Origin of the sequence: Bacillus aerolatus (assembly GCF_009183655.1) — a bacterium.
Classification (GTDB): domain Bacteria; phylum Bacillota; class Bacilli; order Bacillales; family Domibacillaceae; genus Pseudobacillus; species Pseudobacillus aerolatus.
Genome location: NZ_WEIO01000002.1, coordinates 407774 through 430347 on the forward strand (window position 1 = coordinate 407774; position 22574 = coordinate 430347).

General features: G+C 39.2%; 20 protein-coding genes. 15 read left to right on the forward strand and 5 right to left on the reverse strand.

Annotated features, from left to right (window positions below; all coding sequences use genetic code 11):
* Nucleotides 1–501: 501 nt before the first annotated feature.
* On the forward strand, nucleotides 502–1626 hold the full coding sequence (locus tag F9802_RS05605) for an acyltransferase family protein (protein ID WP_152150164.1): 1125 nt from the start codon (nucleotides 502–504) through the stop codon (nucleotides 1624–1626).
* A 399-nt stretch (nucleotides 1627–2025) separates the two neighbouring features.
* Entirely contained in the window at nucleotides 2026–3087 is a 1062-nt protein-coding gene (locus F9802_RS05610) for a glycosyltransferase family 2 protein (protein WP_152150165.1), read from the forward strand.
* Between the two features lie 253 nt (nucleotides 3088–3340).
* Here F9802_RS05610 and F9802_RS05615 read toward each other — a convergent pair whose 3' ends face one another.
* Nucleotides 3341–5389, reverse strand: a complete 2049-nt coding sequence (locus F9802_RS05615; RefSeq protein WP_152150166.1) for a right-handed parallel beta-helix repeat-containing protein — start codon at nucleotides 5387–5389, stop codon at nucleotides 3341–3343.
* Between the two features lie 365 nt (nucleotides 5390–5754).
* Between F9802_RS05615 and F9802_RS05620 the strand changes: the two genes are divergently transcribed.
* From F9802_RS05620 to F9802_RS05630, 3 genes are all read left to right on the forward strand, one after another.
* Complete coding sequence (locus F9802_RS05620) at nucleotides 5755–7923, forward strand: right-handed parallel beta-helix repeat-containing protein (RefSeq protein ID WP_225435199.1); 2169 nt, start codon at nucleotides 5755–5757, stop codon at nucleotides 7921–7923.
* 157 nt (nucleotides 7924–8080) lie between these two features.
* Nucleotides 8081–8797, forward strand: coding sequence for a metallophosphoesterase family protein (locus tag F9802_RS05625; RefSeq protein WP_152150167.1), 717 nt, complete (start codon nucleotides 8081–8083; stop codon nucleotides 8795–8797).
* A gap of 361 nt (nucleotides 8798–9158) precedes the next feature.
* On the forward strand, nucleotides 9159–10085 hold the full coding sequence (locus tag F9802_RS05630) for a VCBS repeat-containing protein (protein WP_225435200.1): 927 nt from the start codon (nucleotides 9159–9161) through the stop codon (nucleotides 10083–10085).
* Nucleotides 10086–10339: 254 nt separating this feature from the next.
* Here the strand turns inward: F9802_RS05630 and lexA are convergent, their stop codons facing one another.
* Nucleotides 10340–10957: a transcriptional repressor LexA gene (lexA, locus tag F9802_RS05635; RefSeq protein WP_152150168.1), complete on the reverse strand. Its 618-nt coding sequence runs from the start codon at nucleotides 10955–10957 to the stop codon at nucleotides 10340–10342.
* Nucleotides 10958–11114: 157 nt separating this feature from the next.
* Between lexA and yneA the strand changes: the two genes are divergently transcribed.
* The 6 genes from yneA to F9802_RS05665 all read left to right on the forward strand — a co-directional run bounded on the left by yneA (nucleotide 11115) and on the right by F9802_RS05665 (nucleotide 15496).
* Nucleotides 11115–11438 (forward strand): cell division suppressor protein YneA, encoded by a 324-nt coding sequence (gene yneA / locus F9802_RS05640; protein ID WP_152150169.1) that lies wholly within the window; start codon nucleotides 11115–11117, stop codon nucleotides 11436–11438.
* 6 nt (nucleotides 11439–11444) lie between these two features.
* Nucleotides 11445–12101 (forward strand): YneB family resolvase-like protein, encoded by a 657-nt coding sequence (locus F9802_RS05645; RefSeq protein WP_152150170.1) that lies wholly within the window; start codon nucleotides 11445–11447, stop codon nucleotides 12099–12101.
* 117 nt (nucleotides 12102–12218) lie between these two features.
* Complete coding sequence (locus F9802_RS05650; protein WP_152150171.1) at nucleotides 12219–12452, forward strand: DUF896 domain-containing protein; 234 nt, start codon at nucleotides 12219–12221, stop codon at nucleotides 12450–12452.
* A gap of 140 nt (nucleotides 12453–12592) precedes the next feature.
* Nucleotides 12593–14599 (forward strand): transketolase, encoded by a 2007-nt coding sequence (gene tkt / locus F9802_RS05655; RefSeq protein WP_152150172.1) that lies wholly within the window; start codon nucleotides 12593–12595, stop codon nucleotides 14597–14599.
* A 154-nt stretch (nucleotides 14600–14753) separates the two neighbouring features.
* Complete coding sequence (gene sirA, locus F9802_RS05660; RefSeq protein ID WP_152150173.1) at nucleotides 14754–15200, forward strand: sporulation inhibitor of replication protein SirA; 447 nt, start codon at nucleotides 14754–14756, stop codon at nucleotides 15198–15200.
* A gap of 80 nt (nucleotides 15201–15280) precedes the next feature.
* Nucleotides 15281–15496, forward strand: coding sequence for a YneF family protein (locus F9802_RS05665; RefSeq protein WP_152150174.1), 216 nt, complete (start codon nucleotides 15281–15283; stop codon nucleotides 15494–15496).
* Between the two features lie 86 nt (nucleotides 15497–15582).
* Here F9802_RS05665 and F9802_RS05670 read toward each other — a convergent pair whose 3' ends face one another.
* Nucleotides 15583–15780, reverse strand: coding sequence for an aspartyl-phosphate phosphatase Spo0E family protein (locus tag F9802_RS05670; RefSeq protein ID WP_152150175.1), 198 nt, complete (start codon nucleotides 15778–15780; stop codon nucleotides 15583–15585).
* Between the two features lie 212 nt (nucleotides 15781–15992).
* Here F9802_RS05670 and F9802_RS05675 point away from each other — a divergent pair, with 212 nt between their 5' ends.
* Both F9802_RS05675 and F9802_RS05680 read left to right on the forward strand, forming a co-directional pair.
* The gene (locus F9802_RS05675; RefSeq protein ID WP_152150176.1) at nucleotides 15993–16700 is read left to right on the forward strand and encodes a cytochrome c biogenesis CcdA family protein; all 708 of its coding nucleotides are present in this window, start codon (nucleotides 15993–15995) and stop codon (nucleotides 16698–16700) included.
* Nucleotides 16701–16775: 75 nt separating this feature from the next.
* The gene (locus F9802_RS05680) at nucleotides 16776–17276 is read left to right on the forward strand and encodes a CcdC family protein (RefSeq protein ID WP_404799140.1); all 501 of its coding nucleotides are present in this window, start codon (nucleotides 16776–16778) and stop codon (nucleotides 17274–17276) included.
* Nucleotides 17277–17311: 35 nt separating this feature from the next.
* Here the strand turns inward: F9802_RS05680 and F9802_RS05685 are convergent, their stop codons facing one another.
* Together F9802_RS05685 and F9802_RS05690 are read right to left on the reverse strand one after the other, a co-directional pair.
* The gene (locus F9802_RS05685; RefSeq protein ID WP_152150177.1) at nucleotides 17312–17737 is read right to left on the reverse strand and encodes a DUF2621 domain-containing protein; all 426 of its coding nucleotides are present in this window, start codon (nucleotides 17735–17737) and stop codon (nucleotides 17312–17314) included.
* A gap of 99 nt (nucleotides 17738–17836) precedes the next feature.
* Nucleotides 17837–18157 carry a DMT family transporter gene (locus tag F9802_RS05690; RefSeq protein WP_225435201.1) on the reverse strand — a complete coding sequence of 107 codons (321 nt, stop codon included), beginning with the start codon at nucleotides 18155–18157 and terminating at the stop codon, nucleotides 17837–17839.
* 105 nt (nucleotides 18158–18262) lie between these two features.
* On the opposite strand from F9802_RS05690, the gene F9802_RS05695 reads away from it, so the two are divergent.
* Together F9802_RS05695 and F9802_RS05700 are read left to right on the forward strand one after the other, a co-directional pair.
* On the forward strand, nucleotides 18263–19408 hold the full coding sequence (locus tag F9802_RS05695; RefSeq protein WP_152150179.1) for an exonuclease SbcCD subunit D: 1146 nt from the start codon (nucleotides 18263–18265) through the stop codon (nucleotides 19406–19408).
* Nucleotides 19405–22542, forward strand: coding sequence for an AAA family ATPase (locus F9802_RS05700; RefSeq protein WP_152150180.1), 3138 nt, complete (start codon nucleotides 19405–19407; stop codon nucleotides 22540–22542). Before F9802_RS05695 ends, F9802_RS05700 begins: the two co-directional genes overlap by 4 nt.
* Nucleotides 22543–22574 lie beyond the last annotated feature (32 nt).

Consider the following 22574-nt stretch of genomic DNA (forward strand, 5'->3'; position numbering starts at 1 on the left):
GTAAATGAGACCGGGCGTGTTGATTATTCGAATTAGGAAGACCGGTTCTATGAAAATTGAGTGTGCATGTAGGAAAGTGATCATTTCAGAAGCACAGTATAATTTTAGTTCTCTGGACAGCAGCCCGTAAGAGATAATGGCATAAAAAACTTTCGTATTTTTTGTTTGACTAAACATTCATTTGATCAGTACATAGGAAAATACCGATGCAAACAGCTGATTGTATACTGAATTTTTCGTCGTGCTAACTAAGACTATTTGACCCATTGGAAAAGGTTCAACCGTCCAGCGAACTCATAATTAATGCTGTTTTGAAGCATTTCCAACCCTTCATTTGAAATTATTTTTAGGGAATACTTTTTCTTGGTTTTGTTTGGTGTTGTTTACATTTCAAAAGAAGGTATTCCTTTTGTGTCTACATATGGAGTTCTTTGGGAGATTACCGCCGCACGCGTGATGTTATATTTTAAATTATAAATTAAATTTTGGTGGTGTTAACTATTGGGTAAATTATCTTTAAATTTAGTAAAGAATGATAGTCAAGCCTCTAGCATTTTAGATTTAATGAGATTTTTATCTGCTCTAACTGTTTTCCTATTTCACTTTTATGTTCCTGTACCTGGTTATCAGGCAGTGATGGTATTCTTTGTTCTAAGTGGATACTTTATATCTTCGAGTGTTTTAAAAGCAGTTGTAGAAAATAGGTGGAGCTGGTCTGACTATCTGTTTAAAAGATTAACAAGATTATGGATAGTTCTTTTACCTGCCCTGTTTCTAACCTATATCTTGGCAAAAATACAACTCGGACTATTCGGGGAAGATTTGAATCCCCCAAATTTAAAAGTTTCTAACTATATAAGTTGGGAACTATTTTTTGGGAATTTATTTTTTATGCAAGGGATATTAGTAAAAGGACCATTTGGTTTAAATGGACCATTATGGAGCTTAACCTATGAATTTTGGTACTATATATTATTTCCTTGTATAATTTTAATATTTTGTTCAAGTAAAAAAAGCAAAAAACTTTTTTATTTACTAGTATCAATCGCAATTTCAATTTTTGTAGGTCAAAAGATAATGGAATATTTTCTGATATGGTCATTGGGTGCAATCATTCCACTAATTAAACCATTAAACTTAGAGAAAGCATATTTAAAATTTATAATTACTCTATTTTCTACCTTAATAGCAATTGTTTCACTGCATTACGAGGCAGGTAGTAGTTTCTTTCTTGATTTAAGGGTTGGTATCACATTTTCATTTCTTATCTATCTCGTTGTTTCGTTTTTTAATAATAACAGTAGTTCCATAAAAAATAATATTCCTAAGTACTTGGCGGGATTTTCTTATACCTTATACTTAACACATTATCCTTTAGCAAATTTTATACTTACTTGGCGAATGTCCCCGCTATGGCCTTTCGAGGGGAATTCATTAATAATTAAAGTTGCGCTTGCTATTTTGGTCATTATATATGCTTGGATAATTGCATTATTAACTGAGAAACATACGGATAGAGTGAGAGGGATAATTTCCAAGCTGATTTTTAGAAAAAATATGAATCTGTTAAAAAATAAAAGTATTCCATCCAATAATGTAGACTCACAGCCTCCTATGTTAGGGTAGATGTCGCATAGAACCCTAGTGTTATATTAAGAAAACACGGAGGTCGAGCGATATGAAAGGAAAACCCTGAGCGACGAAAAACATTTTTTGGTGCTCTTACAGACTAAAGGATTAGCTATATTATTTATGCTGCTTCCACGCTACTAAAAAAGCATTCAGATTCCATTCGTTCATGGAATATCTGGACACCTGTCTGGAGAAGGTTCTTCGATGGATTGGATCTTTATCTATGCTGAAAAATTAAGTTCGATTGATATAGTACTTAGAATACTGGAAATCTCTCGTAACAACAAGTTAAGAATAAGAGGAAAGATATCCACAAGTATCAAGTTATTTCATTTTTTATATTCTATCTTGATAAATTTATAAAAAAATAAAAGAAAATAGGTGGGTGTTATCATGAGTAAGGTGAGTGTAATAGTGCCGATATATAATGCAGAAAAGAAACTTGGAAAATGCATAAAATCAATACTCAATCAAACATTTAATGATTTCGAATTGATTTTGGTAAATGATGGATCCATAGATAATAGCTTACATATTTGTCGGGGGTTTGAGAGAGAAGATAGGCGGATAAAAGTAATAGATAAAAAAAATGAAGGGTGTATTGCAGCTAGAAGAGAAGGAATAGAAAATTCGTCTTCCGATTATATAATGTTTGTTGACGCTGATGATTGGATTGATAAAAAGAGTATCGAAACACTTTATAATGAAACCATAAATAATGACTTAGATATTACAGTTTGTAATATGTATAAAGTATTAGGAAATGGCGCGCTATTCAAAAAAAAGAATGATAGTGTTTATTTTTCTAAGGATAAGATATACAGCGGTGAGGAAATTAAAAAGGAACTCGTTCCTGCCTACTTTCACGGTCATCCATTTCCATCCTCTTTATGTGCAAAGCTTTATAAAAAAGAGTTAATAGCGAAAAGTGGAAACTATTTAGACCGAATTTATTTTCTTGGAGAGGATCTATTTTATAACTTGGAAATGTTTTTAAAAGCAAAAAGGGTTAAAGTTATTTCCCACTCTCTTTATTTTTATAGTTTTGGCGGTTTTACAAGCAAATATATGCCACATTTATTTGAAGATATGATAAATGGTTACAAGATACAAAAAGAAGTAATTAATGAATACTTTGTAACCACTAAGCAAGAACATTATAACGGTATAAGCATAATGCTTCTTAATACATTTAAAACGTGTCTATGTAACTTGTTCGGTAGTAAACTATCGGAATCTAATATTAAAAAGTCCATAGCTATGTATATATCAAATGAGGATTTAATAGGAACATTATCCAATGAAGGTTCAATAAGATACTTCCCAAAGGAATATTTAAGTGCAATAAGAGAGAAAGATATAAACTTCCTGTACCAGTTAGGTAAAGATATGTATAAAAAGCAAAGACCTAGGAAAATGCTATTAAGTACTATTTCAAAGTTTCAAGGAATTTGATATTAACATTTGGACTTGAGTCAATATCTTGAACACAAATAAGTTAACCTTTTATGCTGTTTGACATAATTAATCCTTCACTTCTTGCAACGCCCGAAAGTTTGATTAGTCGTGAATACATTGGCGATTATACCAGCTTTCAATATAAAGAAAAAGCAGGAATTAATCCTGCCTAAGGAATTAGTTAATCGTTCATATTAAGGAATTTCATTTTGTTAAACTTGGGAAATTAAATCGCCGTTGAAAGTAGATATCAAGGATAAAAGATATTATTAATTAAATTATTTAATTTGATATGATTGTTGTGCAATTTGACCTGTGATTTGATTAAATTGTTATCTTTGAAAATTAAAGGAATAGTGGGGGAGTTATCGGCACTTACACTAACCATTGAAATACTCGTCATAAAAGTATTGTCTGTCAAAAGTATTTGATCGGCAACCATCGTATTTCGTATACCAATCATAAAGTTGCTGCTTCCATTTTGGTAGTGGAATATATTTCCTGAAAATTGAAGATTACCCCACTTTCCGTTTAATAAGAAGGCACTATCAGAACTCGCAGGATTGAAAAAATAACTGTTGTTTACCTTGAAAGAATTAATTTTTTTATCTGTACCCATATAAAAAAGGGTATGCGAGTCCCAATTGAAATAACAATTACTAAATTCATATTTGCCCCCCCCGGATATTTCCTCTAGCCGTCCACTATTAATAAATGTGCACCCTGTATATACACCTGGCGGCAATCCGGTAGGTCGGTTTTCTTTGTGTCTAGTATTTATAAAAGATACATTGCTTAAGATCCAATCATGGGCTCCTATGGGTACTACGGTAAATGCTTCTCTTCCGCTTCCTTCAAAAATACAATTTGAGATGCTTTGGGGTTCAACACTAAATATCAAAGGGGCACCAGGGTTTATTGATGCAACGTAAAAATCATTATCGAATAAGAATTTACAATTGTTTATTTGGGCGACATAGGCTTTTTGTTTTCCGAAATTAAGTGGACTATTATGGAAGAAACAATTATCTATTAAAGCCTCTGCTTTGCCTGGAAGACGCATTCTGCACCTATATAGGTGGTTATTTGAGAATAACGCGTCTCCTGTTAGAACGGGATCGCAATTGTGAAAGTAGTTCTTTTCAATAGTTGCTTTATCAACGCCGGAATTGATGGTAAATATTCCACCTTGGACTCGACTGTTAGTAATGCTAATGTGCTTTCCGGCTACAGCAATAATGTTATAGCTTTTATTGTCATAAATATCATTGCTGTCAAGAAAAATATATTGGTTTATATCATAACCGTCTTCTATAGCAATGGCTCCCTGGGGGGCCGTCCCGCTAATATGGTGGATTTCACACTTGCTCACATAGCAATGTTTCATTCCACATATTGCTATCCCTAATCTTCGGCAATGGTGAAGATTGCATTTTTCAATATACACATGTTTTGGAAATTCCGGAGTTCGTATTAATATTGTATTTCCTGAAACAGAAGGAATGGTGGCTTGATGTAATATAACTTTGGCATAGCTTGCTCCTATAGGAACCTCTACTTCATCAAAGAAATGAAGGTTTGTCTTGGATGATAAAAAGGTATCGTCATTTTTATAAAAGACTACGTCGTATGTGTTTGTTGTAATTTCGCTGCCAATCCCGCCGTAACTGTCACCGTAAAGCCCGAAGTAACCAAGGTTTGTTATTTGAGGGATCATGGGGATATTTACTTTTGAACGAATGCGATTAGAATCTGAGGTTAAAGTTCCATTTAAAGTATTCACCCCGCCTAATTCCAAATTCCCTGCGAGTTTTGGAAAGTTTCCGCCTATGCCTCCGAATGAAGTAATACCAAGAATAGCATCCCCGGTCGTATGGAAGATTTCAAGATTATCCAGAGTAATGTACTGGCCTCCGTATTTCATTTCCACACCTAAACCAAATTCATGAGTACCCCCGCTTGAATAATTATGGGTATACCGGTCTCCCTCAATCTTACCGTTAGTCACTCTTGAATACTTCTGTTTGTTGCGAAATGAGACAATGGCATAACCAGGCAAGCTGTTATCTCTTATTCTTAACGTAGCACCACCTAAATTGAATGTCATATAGCTTTGAGGTTGAATCGGATTATTCTCATCAATTAAATAAGTGCCATTAGGCAAGACAACCTCGGAATAGCCTTGCTGGGCTGCCCAGGATAAGGCATCGTTCAGTCCTTTAGATGTATTAACAGCATCAGTTCCATCGTTTTTGATATTCCAGCGGACTAATTCAACTAAGTAAGAACCTTCAGACATAAAGGATCACCTGTTGCTTAACTCTAGCCTTGTCCATTAAATGAATAAAAACTTTCTTTTTCATTACTATAGAGCCTCCACTTAAATTTAGTTTTAAGACAGTTCAATTACGATTGGAGTCTTTTCCATCTCCCTATTATGCTATTCAAAAAAGTTACTAAAGTAAGGGCCGATATCTTGAGTAAGAATGATCAATTTAATCAAGATGGATACACAAATCGGCAACGAATCCGTTTTGTGTAATTTCACTTTTGTTATTCCTCTGCCACTCCCCTAAAGATTTGGGACATTGTTTCCCTAAGAATAAAGAAAAAGGTTTACTATGTGGGCATTTTAGAAATTATGGAGGCATGAGGAGTGATATCGTGAAAAAATATATCGTATCATGTATGACTATAATGGTTGTACTGTTTATGAGCTGGGCATTGTCACCTGATAAACTGCCTAAACTCGCTGCTAAAGTCCATAATGAAGCTGAAAGTTTGATGAAGAGTCCGGTGTATGAACTAGAATTGAGTCGATGGGGAGTGTACAACGATGGAACTCATCCGCTGGAAACGACTAAAGGGATCAACGCAGCACTTAAATGGGCAAAGGAAAACAAGTACAAAACCTTTAAAATTCCGAATGGAACCTACCTTATTGCTAAAGGTACAAAACAAGCTGATCCTGAAGCAAGGATCAATATGGTCAGTGACATGGATTTGCTTTTGAGTGAAAAGACGATCTTGCAAAAAGAGACAAATGAATTTGAAGTTTATTCTGTTCTTTACCTTGGACCGGATGTTAAAAATGTAAAAGTCAAAGGAGGTGTATACCGCGGGGATAGGGGTACACATGATTATTCAAAAAAAGGTCCCGACACAGGGGGGACGCATGAATGGGGATCTGGGGTTGAGGTTGTTGGGGCAGAAGATGTTGTGATTGATGGGGTGAAACTCGAGAAGTTCACAGGAGATGGAATCATTGTGACCGGTACAACAGTTACTGGGTCTTCTATTTCGGAAAAGTCCTTGGAAATGGGAGGGATCGACGATAAAGGCAAACCGGTTTCTGCGAAAGGTAAAATTCGCACGAATAGCCGAGAGGTAACACATTTTGATAATACAGCCTACAAAACTTATCGAAATATTCATTTTTGGCTGCCGGAGGGTATTTCGTCTGGAAGCAAAGTAGACGTCTACTACTATCGAAAAGGTGGAAGCTTTATAAAAGCGGATAAACAAGTTCGATTTTACTCAGGAGAGTCCGTTATCCCGAATGATGCCGATTATTTCCGGGCAGTCTTTGAAGCACCTTCAACTAAGGATGTTAAAGTGAGTCGGATGACGGTCGATATGTCGAGAAATGTGACCATTAAGAATTCTGATATTGGATATAACAGAAGGCAGGGAATTAGCTTAGTCGGCTCAGAAGGTGTAAAAATTATGAATAATCATATCCATCACACGAACGGAACTGCCCCTCAAAGTGGGATTGATATTGAACCTGGATTTTTTCCCGGTAAGAACACGGTTATAAAAGACAATAGATTTACCGACAATAAAATTCAGATTGTGCTTGCCTACGGAGAAAACGTCACGATTGAAGGAAACCAATTCGAACAATCTTTAAAAGGGACGGCCGGCGTTCATGCCCATAAAGGATTCAGGGGAAAAGTAGTTGTGAAGGAAAATACCTTCAATGGATCTAGTCTAACCCTTTATTCGAAAAATGCAATCGTGGACCACAATGAGGTGATAAACAGTGAAGTCAAGCTGCTTGGTAAAAATATTTCATTTAGTAACGCAACGCTGACAGACGCGAGCCTTAGCATTGGAAGTGAAAAAGGCCAAAAGATAAAAAATGTGGCGATCCAGCATAACGGTGTTCGTCCCGGGGTTCTCTATATATGGGATAAGCCGGTTCGTTTGAAGGATGTGACTATAAAGGCAAAAACTCGGGATAAGGGTCTTATTTTTGGAACGGGAAACAGCCAAAGTGTCTATGACCGCTTAGTGGTGGAGGATAGTCATCGAAAAGGTACTGTGCTTCCCGCGGGAACGTATAACGACTGTTCTTTTAAGGCCGGGGGGCTTGGGATTAACCGTGAAGGGAAATACGTCTTAAATAAGTGTGTGATAAAAGATCAAAGCAGCCTCGTAAGTGTTAACAGCTTGTACGGCAAGCCGGATGTGACTATCAAAAATTCTTTATTAGAAGTAAAGGAAAACATCGGGTACGGGGCAGCTATTTACATCCAAGGAGCTGATAAATTTAAGCTTTTGAACAGCACAGTATTAGCGAAAAACAACATAGAAAATACACCCTTAATTAAGATCGGCCCATATGGGTATCCGAAACGTGCCAAAGTGTTTGGAGTTACGATCAAGGGAAATGAGATTCATGCCAAAACTTTAATACCAGCAGTAGATACATCCAGTGCAGGAACAGATGCACCGGCTTATCAAATTGAGGATAATACATTGTATAATGCTATATTGGAATTGACATCAAAAGACATTAAAATCGATAATAACCTTATTCAAAATTAAATCAAAAAGGTGGTCCCCCATAGTAGGCAGCAAATTGAAAAGATTTGTCTATCTATTATGGAGGGATTTTTGTTTTTTAAAAGAATAGGAATTAAATAAGAGAGTGTTATGTTCTTTGATGGTAAAATATAAAAAAATTATGAAATGGGGTTCTTTTATGAAGCTGGCTTTCATCTCAGATATCCACGGCAATGCCATAGCTCTAGATGCGGTACGGCAGGATATAAAAGAAAAGAATGTTGATAAAATTTTTGTTTTAGGGGATATAAGCTTCCGAGGACCTGAGCCGAAACGGGCGCTTGATTTAGTTAGGGCCCTAAAGTGTGAAGTCATTAAAGGAAACGCGGACGAATGGGTAGTTCGTGGTTTAAGAGAAGGAGAGGTACCAGATCAGGCTTTGGAAGTTATGACGAAAGAGCGTGATTGGACTTACTCACAATTGGATGATGAGAGTATCGAATATTTGAGAAATCTTCCATTAGAATTAACGGTTGAAGTTAGAAATATTAAAATTCATGCTTTCCATGCTACTCCTAATAGTTTGTTTGAAGTAGTTCCACCATTTGAAAGTGATAGCATGATGAGTGAAAAATTGATGATCAATGAAGCTGACATATACATATATGCTCATATCCATAAACCGTATATTAGGTATATTAACGGCAAATGCCTTATCAACATAGGGAGTGTCGGTTTACCTTTCGATGGTATGAATAAGTCCTCATATTCCCTAATTGATATTAGAGATGGCAGCTTTCAAACTTCTATTGTTAGAGTCGATTATGATGTAAAACAAGTTATCCATCAGTTTAGAGAATCTGACTACCCTAATGTTGAATTGATGACAAATTTATTGCTTAAAGCAAAGTTATAACTGTGTAAGACAATCAAAACACTTAATCTTTCAACATCTGAGCCACTCTCACTCTTTGCTGCAAAGAGGCGAGATACTCAAGAAGCGAGAAAACAGAAGCCCGGATCTCTTTTGGTGAAGCATGAAGCCGATTGGCGGTCAAGCTGCGCTCTAACAGGTTCAAATGTAGAGGAGTATGGCGGGAGAAGGAAGTTCATCCGTGGGCATGCGGACAGTACCTACAAATATATTAATCTTTTCAGCCCTTGGCACAATTGGTGTCAAGGGTTTTGTTTTGTGGGGGAAATAATGAACGGCAAAGCCCTTGTGTTTTTCTTGCATATAATAATGTATTCAAGACTTAAGAAGACGAGGTGTAGTTATGGATCCCTATTATATTAAGAAAGTAGAGAATTACTATAAAGATTTGCTTCAAGGGTGGAATTCCCGTGTTTATTGGTATTGTTTGGCGGACGCGCAAGTGAAAGGAGAGAGGCCGGATGATGCTTTAGCTTCAATTAATAAAGCATTGTCTTTTTCTAATCCTTACCCATCCAAAGAAAAGCTTCTTGAAATGAGGAAGGAGATTAAGGCAGGCATAAGGCAAAGGCAGCCTAGCAACGTTTCAGTCGTGGATAGAAAGCGTGGAGATGTAACGGGAGATGGAATTGTTGATAATGTCTATCTTACAGCTGACAAAACTGAAGACAGCCCTTTTTGGAAAAATATTACCCTCGTTGTTCAGGATGGAAGAACGAATGAGTACGAACGAATCCCCCTCAAAGAAAACGCCGGTTATCACCCGACAATCTTTCTTGGTGACTTTACGGGTGACAAGGTGGATGACATTTTAATCATCATTGACACGGGTGGGAGCGGCGGTACGATTTATGCTTATGTGTTTTCGTTTATAAACGGGAAAATCAGTTTGATTTTTGATTTTGACGCTTTCAATGAAAAATACAAGTATGAGGTGAATTATAAAAATCACTTTAAAGCTGAGGTGATCAGCTTTAATCTGAAGAAGAAGTATATACTTGACCTGCAGTTAAAAAGCAAAGAATATTTAGCGGAGATTTATTACCCGAACGGTACATTGAAAGAGCCAATTAAAGGTTGGGTATCTCCTTTATCGGGTCTATATCCAATCGATTTTGCAAGGGATGGCACTTATGAGCTGGACGCTTTTCAAAACATCGCTGGCAGATATAATGCAGATGGATTGGGCTGGATGAAAAATGTACTTAAATGGAATGGCCGCGAATTTGTGCCAGAGCGGCAAACAGTGTCTATCTTCGGTGCAGGATAAAACCCGGTGGGCATTGATTTTTAAAATGTTTAACGTACCCGGACAAATAATTTTACCCCTTTTGCTAAACAAGCTAAAGGGGTTTTATTAGTTATTCAACTCAATTCTCACATTAATCATAAGGTTGACTCCGCTGCAAAAAATAATTCATATCCTCTCTTATTTCTTCATACGATAAATTAACTTACTATTCTATTACACTCTAAAAAATAAAAACTCCTTCCGGATAAAGCAGAAAGGAGCTTGAATGATTATTAATGGATGTGTCTGTATACGCCGATTACTTTTCCGAGGATAGTGACAGTAGGCAGAATAATCGGTTCCATTGATGAATTCTCGGGCTGAAGGCGGATAAAATCTTTTTCTTTAAAGAAACGCTTGACAGTGGCCTCATCATCTTCTGTCATGGCAACGACAATTTCACCGTTTTTAGCTGTCTGCTGCTGTCGGACGACTACGTAATCGCCGTTTAAAATACCGGCTTCAATCATGCTGTCACCCATAATTTCCAGCATAAACACGTGTTCATCAGCAGGTGCAAGCCGTTCTGGTAATGGAAAAAACTCTTCTATGTTTTCAATGGCCGTAATAGGCAAGCCGGCAGTTACTTTCCCGATTAATGGCACGTTCACTACATTTTGTCTTGGCACAGTATCTTCCATTTCCAATATCTCGATGGCGCGCGGTTTAGTCGGATCACGGCGGATCATTCCTTTGCTCTCCAACCGGGCAAGATGACCATGTACGGTTGAACTTGATGCAAGGCCGACCGCTTCTCCTATTTCTCTTACTGAAGGAGGGTATCCTTTTGCTTTAACTTCAAACTTTATAAAATCTAAAATATCCTGCTGCCTTTTCGATAATTTTGTCATTTGTCTGCACCTCTTGAATTGTCTTTTTCCTGTATTATAACATGACACTTTTTAGGATACAAACATAAGTTCGAATACACTCTTGACACAAACAAATGTTCCTACTACAATGAAACATGAATATACGAACGAACATTCGGATTAAGGAGGACAATTGATGATGAAAACACTTGTGAAAGAGAACTCTTTTGTTCTATTATTTATAGCTGTTACAATAATGGCGGGGGTTATGCTGATCTTGAATATGAGTGAAGAACACAATCCTTATAAGGAGATCACGGTGCAGGAGGGGGATTCACTCTGGAGCATTGCCGGTCAATACGTTAAAGAGAACGGAATGAAAGAAGAGGATTTTATCATATGGGTACAGAAAGAGAATAAGCTGTACTCCGCCAAAATAATACCGGGGGATACGCTCGTCATACCGGTTGATTCATCTCAATCTTATCCGGACAGCCAAGTCGCATTTAAAGAGGAGTAGTTTTAAGTGAGAGCCATTATTTATTGCCGTGTCAGTACAAAAAAAGAAGCCCAGGAAACGTCGCTCGAGCGGCAGGAGGAAGAACTGCTCAGCCTCGCTTCAAGGAAAGGATATGAAGTGGCGGCCGTGATTAAAGATCAAGTGAGTGGCTATGATCTTGACAGGCCGGGCATGTTAGATGTACTTGATATGGTGAAAAAAGAGCAAATTGATGCAGTACTTATCCAGGATGAAACAAGGATCGGGAGAGGAAACGCTAAAATTGCTTTATTGCATTGCTTATTTAAAGAAGGAATAAAAGTATACAGTATTGCTGATGATGGAGAGCTGCAGCTATCTGAGTCAGACTCAATGGTCATCCAAATTGTCAGTATGGTGGAAGAGTACCAACGGAAAATCCATAATTTGAAAATTAAACGAGGTATGAAACGGGCAGTAGAAAACGGATTCCGGCCTGAAAACAATTTGAAAAATAGGGGAAACCCAGCTGGAAGGGAAAGAAAAGAAGTGCCCGTGGAAGAAATTGTCCGTCTGCGGCGGAACGAGTTGACGTTTGATGAAATAGCTGCAACGTTAAGAGGGTTCGGCTATCATGTATCAAAAGCGACTGTCCACAGAAGGTTTAAAGAATATACTGAAAATGCCGAAAATGAGTCTGAATAAGCGTCTTTCTTGTTTACATAGTTCTTTTTTTATAAGATAAAGGTAAGAAACTACAGAAAGGAGTGTCTGCTAAATTATAAGCAAGAATGGTTATGTATAATTTAGCAGCAGTGATCTATGCTTTCTTCAGATAAACTTACCCGCATTAACGAACTTTCTAAAAAGTCGAAATCAGAAGGGCTGACGGCAGACGAAAAAATAGAGCAAGCCAGTTTGCGCCAGGAATATTTAAAAGTTTTTCGTTCGTCTATGAAAAATACGGTGGAAACTGTACGTATTTTTGACCCGGAAGGCAATGAAGTGACGCCCCAAAAAATTAAAGATATTCAAAATCGAAAGAACATGCATTAATCAGCCGGCGCCTGTCGGTTTTTTTTGTTGGGAAAAACAACGAGAGAATACGAATTGTTCGCCACAGAAATCTTGTATATTTTTATAAAGACCTATAATATTAAGAGGAAACAATATTTGTCGATGAAAGGAAGTTTGTCATGTTTGATAAAGTTGATCAACTAGCTGTAAATACGATCCGCACTCTTTCTATAGATGCGATTGAAAAAGCAAATTCTGGACACCCGGGACTACCAATGGGGGCGGCGCCAATGGCGTACACGCTTTGGAGCCGTTATATGAACCATAACCCTAAAAATTCAAAATGGTTTAATCGTGACCGTTTCGTTTTATCGGCTGGGCACGGATCTATGCTTCTATATAGCCTTCTGCATTTATCCGGTTATGATTTGTCTATGGATGAAATAAAGAATTTCCGCCAATGGGGCAGCAAAACCCCCGGACACCCTGAATACGGTCATACAGATGGCGTAGAAGCAACAACAGGACCGCTTGGTCAAGGAATTGCAATGGCTGTGGGGATGGCGATGGCTGAAAGACACTTAGCAGCTGTTTATAACAAAGACAAGTACGAAGTAGTGAACCATTTTACATACACGCTCTGTGGCGATGGCGACTTAATGGAAGGTGTTGCTTCAGAAGCCGCTTCTCTTGCCGCTCATCTTAAACTGGGTCGTTTAATTGTTTTGTATGATTCCAACGATATTTCTCTTGATGGCGACCTTGACAAGTCGTTTTCAGAAAGTGTAGAAGGCCGGTTTAAAGCATATGGCTGGCAGTATATTCGTGTAGAAGACGGAAATGACATGGAAGAGATTTCTAGAGCTATCGAAGAAGCGAAACAAGATGAAACGCGACCGACGATGATTGAAGTAAAAACAGTGATTGGTTACGGTTCACCTAATAAATCAGGCAAGTCAGACGTTCACGGTGCTCCACTTGGTGAAGAAGAAATGAAACTAACGAAAGAATATTATAAGTGGACATTTGAACAAGATTTTCATGTGCCGGAAGAAGTGTACAGCCGTTTTGAAGAATCGATTATTCAAAAAGGAAAAACAGCCGAGCAAGAATGGGACAAATTGTTCGATGAATACAAAAAACAATATCCTGAACTTGGCCAAAAGCTAGAGGCAGCGATTAATGGCGAACTAGCTGAAGGATGGGATAAAGACATCCCGTCTTATGAAGAAGGAAAAAGCTTGGCAAGCCGCGCTTCCTCCGGAGAGGTGTTGAATGCGATTGCTAAAAACCTCCCTACATTTATCGGTGGATCAGCCGACTTAGCCGGATCTAATAAAACAATGATTAAAAACGGTAAAGACTTTTTCCCGGATGCGTATGAAGGCCGCAACATTTGGTTCGGTGTACGGGAGTTTGGCATGGGAGCTGCGATGAACGGGATGGCTCTCCACGGAGGACTTCAAGTATTTGGCGGCACATTCTTTGTTTTCTCTGATTATTTGCGTCCGGCCATTCGATTAGCAGCCTTGATGGGGCTTCCTGTTACGTATGTATTTACACATGATAGCATCGCTGTTGGAGAAGACGGACCGACACATGAGCCGATCGAGCAGCTTTCTGCACTCCGGTCGATTCCCAATCTTTCAATTATCCGCCCGGCAGACGGCAACGAGACAGCTGCGGCTTGGAAATTAGCAGTATCTTCTAAATCAACACCGACTGCACTCGTGCTGACCCGCCAAAACTTAGAGACGATCAAAGGGTCTTCTGAAACAGCTGAAGAAGGAGTGGCGAAAGGAGCGTATGTGATTTCGCCGGCTGAGAAAGCCACAGCCGACCTGCTTCTGTTAGCTACCGGTTCAGAAGTGAACCTCGCAGTAGAAGCTCAAAAAGTGCTTCAACAAGAAGGTATCCATGCAACTGTTGTCAGCATGCCATCATGGGATCGCTTCGAACAACAAAGTGCAGAATATAAACGTTCTGTTCTCCCTAAAGAAGTGAAAAAGCGCCTTGCTATTGAAATGGGTGCTTCTCTCGGATGGGAACGCTACACTGGCGACGAAGGTGATATTATCGCTATTGATCAGTTTGGTGCCTCCGCACCTGGTGAGACAGTGATGAAAGAATATGGATTCACTGTTGAAAATGTTGTTTCCCGTGCGAAAGCATTAATAGACAATTAATGGGATAAAAGAAAAGGCCAGTTTTGCTTTGTAGCAAACCGGCCTTTTCTTGTTGTTAATCGACAAAACTAGTGGCCGTTTTTTCCAAAATTCAACAACCTCAACACACGTTCTTTCTTATAATAAGGAAAAGGACAAGCAGGAGGTAAAATGAATGAGAAGCTATCAAATTTACTGGATCGGGGATGAATTTGCCCATTATTTTTACGGGCGTGAACAGAACTTTTTTCAGTTATTTTTTGAAAGCTCCATGAATGGGAATGGAGAAAAAAGTGTAATAGAAAAGCAAATCCAATACATCACGGAAAAATTCTCTCTGCGTTCCATAGCTTCTGTTTTAAATGAAGCTTTGGCAGGCAGAGAGAGTTTCTCGTCCGAAAATAATCACCTTTACACGATTGAGTTGCCGAAGCAAAAAGGAAAGGCAATCCTGTCAGCTGAAGAAAAATGCCTTTATTTAAAGGCTTCCGGCAGCTATGAAGTGGAAACGGTTTTTTTCCATTCTTTAAAAAAATTAAATGCTTGTTTGTTCGCTGTGGATTTTGAGAGAAAAAATTATGGCTGGCTCGAACCCATAAAGAAAGAAATTTTGTTTAAGTGAAGAAAATTTCTCTTTCATGTTGTATAATGGCTTTCGGTTTAGTAAACTTTTAGTAGACAACATGAAGGAGGAAGTATTTTATGTGGTATGTACTCGTCGGAATTCTGGCTTTAGCTGCCGGGGTTGCGCTTGGATTTTTTATAGCCCGTAAATATATGATGGACTATTTAAAGAAGAATCCACCAATTAATGAACAAATGCTGCGAATGATGATGATGCAAATGGGGATGAAGCCTTCCCAGAAAAAAATAAATCAAATGATGTCCCAAATGAACAAGCAATTTAATGATAAGTAAACAGCGCTCAATTTTGAGTGCTTTTTATTTTTTTCGAGCGAAATCAACACAAAAATGAGCAGGTGTTTGATAAAACCCTGCTCATTTTAATTAGGCATTTGTTTATGTTTATGGTTATATGAATAAGATGAATGAATATATTTACGGTTATAATCGTTTAATAACAGGTCAAGTTCCTGGCTGTATTTAACAGCAAGAGGAGAATTTAATCCATTAACTGCGACAATTTTGAATAGCTCCATTCGTTTCTTTTCAATAGCATCCAGTAAGTTATCTTTGCACACAGCAGTAATTCCTTTCTATGTAGTAATAAGCCAGTCTCTGCCAGTTTCTTTAGTATACCCAAACTTTGACTTTTTTTCAAAAACAAAATCATTTTTTGTAAAGAAATTCATACTTATTTACGCAGGGAAAGGTCACAAATTATTCATAACTCTTTTTTCGCTTCCCGTTCTAAACTTTGTTACAATGTCAATGGAAAGGCAGGGGGTTCTCATTGAACGATATTAATTTGTTTTTAGCCTTTGGAGCAGGCTTTCTCAGCTTTATTTCACCTTGCTGTTTGCCGTTGTATCCCGCATTTCTTTCTTATATTACCGGCATGAGCGTCAATGAATTAAAAAATGAGAATAAAATGCTGCAAAGAAGAAGCATGTTGCATACACTTTTCTTTTTATTAGGGTTTTCAATAATATTTATCTCACTAGGGTTTGCATCAAGCTTTATCGGCAGTCTATTGTTTCAATATCAAGATTTGATACGGCAAATCGGCGCCATCTTTATTGTCTTCTTTGGTCTTGTTGTTACAGGTATTCTGCAGCCAAAATTCATGATGACTGATAAGCGAATGGAATTTAAAAGCCGTCCGAGCGGCTATGTCGGCTCTACGTTGATCGGTCTGGCTTTTGCTGCTGGTTGGACGCCTTGTACGGGTCCTATTTTGCTGTCTGTCTTTGCCCTTGCAGCAAGTAACCCAGGGTCCGGTTTGTTTTATATGATCGCTTATACGCTTGGATTTGCGATTCCGTTTTTTATTTTGTCTTTCTTTATCAGCCGCATGAAATGGATCCGCACTCACAGCGGAATCATTATGAAAGTAGGCGGTTATATCATGATTGTCATGGGGATTGTTTTATTTTTTGATTGGATGACAAAAATTATTATTTTCTTAAGTCCTTTCTTCGGCGGCTTTACTGGATTCTAACTCACAAGAAAGCAGTTTTTGTCTTTTTAGTGAAAATCAATTATAATAGCAAGGCAAATGTATACGAGATAAGGAATGATGAAGATGTTGCTTGTTGCTTCATCCATTTTGGCGGTTTTGATGGGAATTGCAGCCATGATTATTCGCATGAAAGCTGCCAAAAAACCAACTTCCGCTAAAAAGATTATTTTGCCTCCGCTTTTTATGAGTACGGGCGCGCTGATGTTTGTGATCCCTGAGTTTCGAATCACTTCTATGCAGCTGCTCGAAGCAATGACTGTTGGAATGTTATTTTCGATTTTATTGATCAAAACATCGAATTTTGAAATTCGCAATGATGATATTTATTTAAAGCGTTCAAAAGCGTTTCCGATTATTTTAATCAGTCTTTTGATCATTCGGATTATCGGTAAAGTGGTATTAAGTGCAACCGTTCACCTTGGGGAATTGAGCGGAATGTTTTTTATTTTGGCTTTTTCGATGATTGTTCCGTGGCGAATATCTATGTATTGGCAATATCGGAAGCTGAAGGCGGAATTAGCTAAAGGTCCGCTTAATAATAAAACAATCTTATGAAAGAAAGAGCTTGCGAATGCCGCAAGCTCTTTCTTTTAAAATAAGTATTCATACGGTGACATATCGATTTTCATCTCTTTCAGCTTTTTGCGCAAAAACTTATGATCCCTTTTCGGAGTAGCGACAATATAGCCGCGAATAACTAAATCTTGCGTGATGACTTTCGCTTTTTCATTTAATGCAAGTTCCCCAATCTTTCCAGCGATTTTTTGGCGGGCGACATCCCGGAAAAGTTCAGGTACTGGGCTGACGAGCTCTTCCAGCAGCTCTTTTTCAGGCTGCTTCCACAGCTTTCGCGTTTGGTTGACGTAATATTCTTCCCAGTCTAAATCTGATTTTCCATCTTCTTTCGGAAACCTCTTTAAAAACTTGCGAAACATAAAAAAACCGCCGATCGCAAAACTGCCGACCAGTATAATGACCCATAAAAGTATAAAATAAGAAAACCAACCTTGCAGCATGATGGCAACCTCCATATTTCTCAACTGTCGCTCCCCATTATAGACAAATGAGAAAGCTGACACAACAGTAAAGGCGAGTTAGCTGTCCATTGAAAAAAATTAACCTTTCAACGGATAATTCAAAATCACAACTCCGAAAATAATGGCAGATAATCCGATAAACGTTTGAAAAGTGAATGCTTCTTTCCAAATGAGAATGCCGATTAAAGCGGTAAGCGCCGTGCCTACTCCCGACCAGATGGCATACGCCACACTGAGCGGAATCGTCTTCAAAGAAAGAGACAAAGCGTAAAAGGCAGCACCGTAACCGACAGTAACAATGAGGGAAGGCAGCCATTTCGTAAACCCTTCAGACGCTTTCAACATGGAACTTCCAATCACTTCACTTACAATCGCAAAAGCGAGCAATAAATAAGGCATTATATTTCTCCTTTTTGTTCTTAGTTTACCAGTTTTTGAAGTGATTTGCTTTCTGAGGGTTTTTCGTTACTATGGAATTAACAGACTTTTTTAGAGGTGAAATTAGTGAAATTTATACATACAGCAGACTGGCATTTAGGCAAGCTCGTACATGGGGTTTATATGACAGAAGAACAACGGGAAGTATTGCATCAGTTTGCCAAAGTAGTAGAAGAAGAGAAGCCGGATGCCGTCGTGATTGCCGGCGACTTATACGACAGGTCTATTCCGCCGACGAGTGCGGTAGAGCTGCTGAATGAAATGTTGTTTAAAATAAATATAGAACTGGAAACGCCGATTGTGGCCATTTCAGGCAACCATGACAGCTCGGAGCGGCTTTCGTTCGGTTCTTCTTGGTTTCAGCACAGCAAATTTTATTTAAAAGGCAAAGTTGATGATCAATTTTCACCTGTCCGGGTCAATGGAGTGAACTTTTATTGTGTGCCTTATGCAGAGCCGGGGGTAATTCGGCAGCTGCTGGGGGATGATTCCGTTCATTCCCATCAGGAAGCGATGAAGGCACTTATAGGAAAAATAGAAAAAGAAATGGATCATCGGGAAGTGAATGTCTTTGTCGGCCATGCCTTCGTTTTAGGCGGGAAAACATCCGAATCGGAAAGAACATTGTCGGTCGGAGGATCAGGCTGTGTTGGAGCCGAGTTATTTGCTCCGTTTCATTACACAGCACTTGGCCACTTGCATAGCCCGGATGCCATCAATCATGAAACGGTCCGCTATTCTGGTTCTCTTCTAAAATATTCTTTTTCTGAAGCGAAACAGCGTAAAAGTATTTCAGTTGTTACGATCGAAGAAGGAGGCGCTTTTTCGATCGAAGAAAAAACACTTATGCCTAAAAGGGATATGCGTGAAATTGAAGGTACGTTGGAAGAGCTGCTTGATCCATCCCGTATTCAAAAAGAACAGGCAGAGGATTATTTAAAAATTACCCTTCACGACCGGGGAGCTATCATTGATCCAATGGGGAAACTGAGACAGGCTTATCCGAATATTCTTCACTTGGAAAGACAAATTGATATATTGGATCAGCGTAAAAAAGAAGGTTACGAAATGAAACGTGAGGGGAAAAAGTCGGACATTGACCTTTTTGCCGATTTCTACAGCCAGATGACGACTGATTCTTTTACTGCTGAAAAAAGAAAAATAATGGAGAGGGTCATTCAAGAGGCCCGTCTGGAGGCGGATCAAAAATGAAGCCAATTAAATTAATAATGCAGGCATTCGGTCCTTATGCCGGCAAGGAAGAAATAGATTTTGGCAAACTGGAAAACCGAACAATGTTTGTTATTTCCGGCAAAACCGGCTCGGGTAAAACAACGATTTTTGATGGCATCAGTTTCGCTGTTTACGGCCGGGCCAGCGGAGAAGAAAGAGCAGGAACCGACTTGCGCAGCCAGTTTGCCCAAGACGATGTGTTAACTGAGGTGCAGCTTGAATTTTCATTAAAAAGCCGCAACTATCAAATTTACCGCTCTCCTCAGCAGGAGAAGAAAAAGGAGCGCGGAGAAGGCTTCCGGACAATTACAGCAAAAGCGGAACTTTATGAAATAAGTGATGATGGAAATAAAAAACTGCTCGCGGCAAATGTTCGCGACGTCGATGAAAAAATAAAAGAGATCGTTCAGCTTGATGCCAATCAATTCAGGCAAATCTTAATGATTCCCCAAGGTGAGTTTAGAAAGCTGCTTGTTTCTGACAGCAAGGAGAAAGAGAAAGTGCTGCAGCGCCTGTTCCATACACAGTTTTATAAATTAATAGAAGAAAAGCTAAAGCGAAAAGCGGCTGATTTGGAGAAAAAAGTGGAAAGCGGGCTGAAAGAACGAGCTCAATTATTAGACAGCATAGAGCCAGCAACTGAAGAAATGACGGAGTTGCTTAAGCAGGATCCCCGTAATGAAACAGCCGTGCTTTCCCAATTAAAAGCAGAAATCAACTTCTTAACGAAAAGATTAAATGTGATTAAAGAAATGATTGATCAGCAGCGTGCCGCACGCGATGAACTTAATCAAAATATTCATCAGGCAAGGCACATAATCAAACAAATGGCACGAAAAGAAGAATTGGAAGCGGAGAAAAAGGAACTGGAATATAGAAAGCCTGCTATCAAGAAAAAGGCAGAAGAAATTGAATGGGCTGAGAAAGCACAACAGCTTGAGCAGCAAGAAGAATTGTGCATGAAATTGAAAAAAGATCTCGATGAAGACGAAAAGAGAGCGGAAGAAACTAAAATAACGTATGTGAAAAATCAAAAGGCTCGTGAAACAGCCGTTTTGCAATGGCAAGCAGAAATTGCCAAAGAGACGGATAGAGAAAAGGCTGCAGAAGATTTAAGCAGGCTGCTGGCTTTAAAAGAAGCCGTCTATTCACTTGAAGAAGAAAAAGATATGCTCAACCGGCTGAGTGATCAAATGAAAGCGCATGAGCAAACGAGAGAAACACTTTCAGCCCGGTACATAGAAATAGAAATTAAAATGGAAAAGCTGGATAAGGACTTAGCTTCACTCGACAGCTGGCAGCAGACGCTTTACGAAGAAGAAAAGAAAAAACAGTTGGCTGAAACACAAGTGAAACTGCTCGGCAAAGTTGAAAAAGTGAATGGACAAGTTGAGCGTTTAACGGTGCGGGAAAAGCAGCTTGAGCAACAAAATGAAGAGGAAAAGCAATTGCTTGCATCAGCAAAAGCGAATATGGAAGAGCTCGAAACAAATTGGCAAAAGCAGCAGGCAGGCATGCTTGCGCAGTCGTTAACTGCGGACGAACCATGTGCCGTCTGCGGCTCTACAGAGCACCCACACCCGGCTAAAGCCCATGCGGATGCGCCTGCGAAAGAAGAAATAGAAGCAGCTAAGCAGGAAGCGGCCCAGATTGAAGCGAAACAGCAGAAAGTCGCAAGCGAACTTACTAGTATTCAAATCCATTTACAAAAAGAAGAGGAAGCAATGGATGAGCTCTTGCAAGAAGCTGCCGAGAATGGTTTGCAAGTGAATCAAAGGGATAAAGCCGGACAAATGCAGCAGCTGCTTGCTGTTCAAAAAGCGGCTGAAAAAGCTATGCAACAAGCAAAAAAGAAGTTGCAGGAAAAAACAGAATGGTTAGAAGAACGCGGCCGGCTGAATATCCGATGGAAAGAACTGCGTGAGGAATTAACGAACTGCCAGCAGCAGGAGGCAAAAGTGCGCGAATTATATGCCGGCAAGCAGTCGCAAGTAGAGGGGATGCTGAAGAATATCCCCGAATCAATCCGGCAAAAAGATGCATATGAACTTGCGGCAAAGCAAGCGGAAAGAAAGAAGCTCCAGTTAGCAGAACAATTAGAAGTTGCTGTACAAAGAAAACAAGCGGCAGAAACGATGCTGGCGGCGACGGAAGCAGGTTTAAACGAAATACGAAGTACGATCACTCAGCAAAATGAGCGGCTGGCGACTGAACGCATGCGGTTTAAACAGCTGATGGAAGAACACGAATTCAAAGATTTCAAGCATTACTCATCCAGCAAACGGACCACTGCTGAACAAAGGCAGTTGCAGGACGATATTAACTCATTTAATGAGCAATTCCGTTCAACATCTGATAGGCTGCGAGAAATTACTGAAAACCTTGCCGATATCGAAAAGCCAAAACTTTCTCATTTACTAGCAAAAAAAGAAGAAATCGACGATCAAATAGCTGAACAAGATAAAGAAAGGCTCACAGTCAACAACTTGATCAGTAATTGCCAGCGAATTGAAGACCGAGTAGAGGTGATCAATGAGCATTTGCAAGGCTTGGAACAGGAATATAGTGTCATAGGCCACCTTTATGATATGGCTCACGGCAGAAATGTGCACAAGTTAACATTTGAAAGATTCGTACTTGCTTCTTTTCTCGATGACATTTTGTTGGTAGCAAATGAACGGCTTGTCAAAATGACTAGCGGCCGCTACACGATGCACCGGAAGAAAGACCGGGCAAAAGGCAATGCGCAAAGCGGGTTGGAACTGCTGATTTTTGACCAATACACAGGACAAGAAAGACACGTTAAAACATTGTCGGGTGGAGAGAGTTTTAAAGCGGCGCTCGCACTTGCCCTCGGCCTGGCCGAAATCGTGCAGCAATACGCGGGCGGTGTTTCGCTGGAAACAATGTTTATTGATGAAGGGTTCGGCACACTTGACCCAGAGTCGCTTGATCAGGCTATTGAAGCGTTAATGGAAATCCAAGATTCGGGAAGGCTCGTCGGCGTCATATCCCATGTGCCGGAGCTGAAAGAAAGGATTGACGCCCGCCTGGAAGTCGTTTCTACCCAAAGCGGAAGCTATACACAATTTCAGCTTTTTTCTTTAGCATAAAATGAGTAAGACGTTCATAAATTGTTCAGAAT